Below are 4436 nucleotides of genomic sequence, written 5' to 3' on the forward strand. Positions count from 1 at the left end.
TGCCCTCGGCGTGAAGGTCGACAAAATCGACAAACGCGTAGCAGTGCTCGAAGACGGTATCGGCGGATGGAAGATTCGTGGAACGTTCCAGTTCGACGCGAAGTTTGCCAGCGATACAGATCAGGGCAACTACTTCTTCAATGAGAGCAACAAAAAGAACGACTTTGAAAAAGAGAAGTTCCGTCTGTTCCTCACAAAGCAGATCAACGAAGATACATACTTCTACGCTCAGTATCGCACCGGCGCTGACGCTTCAGGTGCACCGGCAGCTCGCGGCGGCCGTGGCGACATCCAGAACATGCGTTGGTCACATCTTTATGTCAACACAAAGCTCCCCTATGACATCGACTTCCGCGTAGGACGCTTTGCCGTCGACTTCGAAGATGATTATGGTCTCTATACAGATAACGATGCCATCTTCGGCGACTTCCGTACAGATGGTTTCCGTCTTGCGAAGACATGGGGCATGTTCAAGGCGACAGCGGTCGTGGGTCGTAATGACAACTTCGGCGATGACTATGTTGCTATTTCCGACGGTACAGGCGCAAGCTTCATGACCTACGTCCTCGACCTGCACTTCCAGCCCAACGAGAAGTTCTTTGCTGGTGCAACTGGCTACTGGGTCAACGATGACTCAACAGCAGCCGATGCCGGCGATCTCAAAATGGACAACTACGGATTCTACGCTGGATACCAGTTCACACCTTCAGTACAGTTGAAGGGTATCTACTATTGGCAGAAGCTCGGCAATGATGTAAAGACCTACAATGGCAAAACAGCGGCAGTAAATGGCGAAACAAGTCCGAAGGCATGGAAGGCCATCCTCGATGTGAAACAGGATCTTCTTAAGTTCACGTCACTGTGGGTGGAATATTCACAGCAGGACAATACCTACATTGGCCTTACAAACCGCTATTCAATCGGCGGAGGCTCCTATGACTATGTAGGAAGAAACATCTACCTTGCCGATCCGCTTGGAACATCAAAGTGGTGGTTTGTAAAGGCTGAGCAGAAATGGAACGACAAGTGGAGTTCATTCCTTCGTTACGCCAATGTTGACTATGCTACAGATCATCTTGACAACGCGACAGAATGGGGTGTTGGCGTGAACTATCAGTACACACCGGCAATCCAGTTCCAGCTTGCTTACGACCAGGTTGACCACGGCGACGGTGCAACGTACGCTGGCGTAGTCGATAACAACAGCGGCAAGGACCATGTTGTCCGCTTCCGCACAACGGTGAACTTCTAGTTCTAGCAGTTACTACTTAAACAGAGACCCGAAAGGGTCTCTGTTTTTTAAGGACGTATAAACATTTTCCCTGAACCTCTACCATTTAATTTGAAAGCTATGAAATAAAAACATAAATAATATCTTCAAGGAGGTACCAGTTTGAAAAAAACTACCATGTTGGGGCTATTGGCCCTCTGTTTCATCTTTGCCTTTGCCGCGTCAGCGTGCGCCGCGCCATACGATCAGGTGCTGCAGCGCTGGACTAAAAGCCGCAAGTATATAGACCCGGAGGGCGGCAACATCGAAATCAAGGCTACCTATTACTCTACAGAATATGTCGAAGCGCTGATCTTAAAAGAGGCGCAGAAGAATCTGTGGACGCAGCATGAGACAGACGCATACAAAGCTAACCTGCTGGGAAGTCTGAAGCTCAACGAACTCATTCCCATCCATGTTGAGTTCATAAACAACGGCCCTACAATGTACCTTGGTCCGTTCGACATAATGGCGAAACTTCGTATAGGAAATAAGCTCTATAAAGCCGCGGAATATGACAAGCGTCTGAATTTTAAATTCCAGGGGCCAAAAGACGGGCTCATCTATTTCCCGAGGTTTGATGAAAAGACGGGTAAGAATCTGCTGAAAGGTCAGAGGCAAGCGCGTTTTGAAATACTGGCTAGCGTCAGCCCCGTAACAAACGGTAAAGATACGATATTTGTCTGGGACATCGCAAATGACAACCCGGAAACTCTATACGCTGGAGCGGCTGGCAACAAGCTGGAAACAGACCGTCTCTTAAAACGCCTCGAGAAGCTCCACAAGGACAAGGCGGAAGAAGAATCAAAGATAAACGCAATAAACAACGAAATATCCACCATCCAGCAGCGCATCGACCAACTGATGAAATAACAGTTCGACTCCCAGACCACACTCTTTATAACGACAAAACTCCTCTGATTTGGTGGCAGCTTTTTGCAGCCCCTTCAAATCAGAGGAGTTTTTATTTTGAGATGCTGTAGGTCGAAGTTGGATATGCTACTGCTTAGCCAGTTCGTCAAGACGATTCTTTATTGTAGTTTCTTCGTCAGTGATAGCATTTAATTTTACCTGCTCATCCGCTTTGTCTTTGCGGATTTTTTCGAGACGCTTTAACAGGCGATCTGTTTCCATTTTGGCCATAGTGGTTCCTTGGAACAACTTTTGAGGATCATCTTTGCTAATATCCCATAAGAACTTTGTGGTTCTGCCAGATGTGATTTCAGGCTGGATGGTTGGTTTTAACTCCAACGTTACCTGCTTTACGCCTTTTAAAAGGTCTTTGCCGGTCTTATCATCGTATCTTTTGAAATATACAAGACCATCTTTTTTCCCCTGAAATTTGAAGTTGAAACGTTTGTCGTAATCAATCGGTTTATAATAGGTATTTCCGATTCTCAGTCCCACCATTATATCAAATGGACCAAGGTACATTGTCGATGAATTATTATCAAAGGCAATATGTACTGGGATCATTTCATCAAGCTTTAGTATATTTAGAAACTTATATTTGTAATCTTCAAGCTCCTGTTGCGTCCACAGATTCTTTTTTGCCTCCTGTTGGATATATGCGTCGATATATTCAGCAGAATAATAGGTGGCGCTTACTAGTAGATTGGATAGTTGGTCTTCACCCTTGTACAAATGTGATTTTGTCCATCTTTGAGTGATCTGGTCGGCGGTGTCAGCCGCAGCAATAGAGACAAAAGCAAAGACAAAAAAAAGGAGCAAGAACGTCCGCTTTGTTAATTTATTCATCATTGAGGATCCTCCTGTATATTTAGATACCTAGAGTTATATTAATTTCAACATATTATTTTTAGGTTATCTGACGATTGAATCAAAAAATATAAAATATAAAGCCTGTTAAAAAAAGAGAGACCCTAAAGGGTCTCTCTTGCAGCAATTTACTAGAGACTAGAAATTGACTGTTGTACGGAACTGGATGACGTGGTCGTCACCATTATAAGCATTGCCTGTGTTCTCGCCATTATCGACGTAGTCATATCCAAGACGGAAAGCTACTGCCGGGTTGAGCTGGTACTTCACTGCTATGCCGTATTCTTTTGCGTCATCGATACCATCTGTGTCAAATTTCGCCTGTGTGTAGCGAATGAAGCTGCTCCACTTGTCATTCCATTTCTGGTCGGCGCGAACAAAGAATACCTTTGTGGTGTTGTCGTTCCAAGGCATATTCTGGAGAACGTGAGCGTAATTGCCATTACTGCTGTTATCGGTGCCCCAGCCGTAGTAGTCGCGGTTACCGATGTACATGTTATCCTGCTGCATGTATTCAAAGCGGAGTGCGGTGAACTTCAGGAGGCTCTGGTCGAGGTTGAGGACGGCCTTCCATGCTTTGGGTTTGTTTTCGGTTCCGTTGCCACCATTCACTATATCTGCAAGAACTACGGCGCCGTCGCCATTATCCTGCCAGTTGTAGATTCCCATGAGTTCCACTGCGGGAGTAAACTTATAGGAAGCATAGAGGGCGTAATTCTTGATGCCGAAATCGTCGTTGAGATTATAGAGATTCTCTGTGTCATCATCTACAAACCAGTAACCAGTCGCGCCAGCGAAGAACTTCTCATTTACCTGCCAGTGAAGGTCAAGGACATAGTTCATCCATCCGCCGCTAAGGAGATCCTTATTACCGGTGGCTTCTCTGATAGTACCGTCAAGATCTCTTGCTGCGTTACGACCAATGATCGCTGTTGCGGTAAGTCCGCCCCATGACTTTTTGGCCTGGAAACCGTCAATACGATAGTCTGAGAAGAAGGCGTCTGTTTCATCATAGAAGCCATAGTCGCCTTCAAAGTCAACTGCAAAACGTCCAACGCGGAAATTCACATCGTAGGGAAGCTTTGTGTCCAAGTACAGATGGGTCGTCTTTACACCGACCATATCGCCGCGGCCATTGCCCAGTCCATCTTCACCGTAACGCTGCTGCATGTAGAGGCTTGTGTTTTCGTTGATCTGCTTTGTTATAAACAGACGGAAACGCTCTTTTGTGAACTCTGTATCAGCGCCGTTCGCGGTGTAAAGGTGATTGTCGCCGCCTGTAAAGTTGGCGTCAAACCAGAACGTTCCACGAATCTTCCATCCGCCGATACCGTCTTCGAGCACTGCAACGCGTTTGTCGATTTTGTCGACCTTCACGCCGAGGGCG

The 4436-nt window shown here is 46.2% G+C and carries 4 protein-coding genes; 2 read left to right on the forward strand and 2 right to left on the reverse strand.

All coding sequences use genetic code 11. From position 1 onward, the window contains the following. Together RRY12_12615 and RRY12_12620 are read left to right on the forward strand one after the other, a co-directional pair. Positions 1 to 1252: S-layer homology domain-containing protein (locus RRY12_12615; GenBank protein ID MEG2185516.1), on the forward strand; the 1252-nt coding region annotated here is incomplete at its 5' end. 141 nt (positions 1253 to 1393) lie between these two features. Next, positions 1394 to 2143: a hypothetical protein gene (locus RRY12_12620; protein MEG2185517.1), complete on the forward strand. Its 750-nt coding sequence runs from the start codon at positions 1394 to 1396 to the stop codon at positions 2141 to 2143. 126 nt (positions 2144 to 2269) lie between these two features. On the opposite strand, the gene RRY12_12625 is transcribed toward RRY12_12620, so the two are convergent. After that, positions 2270 to 3031, reverse strand: a complete 762-nt coding sequence (locus RRY12_12625) for a hypothetical protein (protein ID MEG2185518.1) — start codon at positions 3029 to 3031, stop codon at positions 2270 to 2272. A gap of 156 nt (positions 3032 to 3187) precedes the next feature. Next, positions 3188 to 4436 (reverse strand): S-layer homology domain-containing protein (locus tag RRY12_12630; protein MEG2185519.1); only part of this gene is annotated, 1249 nt, incomplete at its 5' end.

The organism is Cloacibacillus sp. (assembly GCA_036655895.1).
Classification (GTDB): Bacteria; Synergistota; Synergistia; order Synergistales; family Synergistaceae; genus JAVVPF01.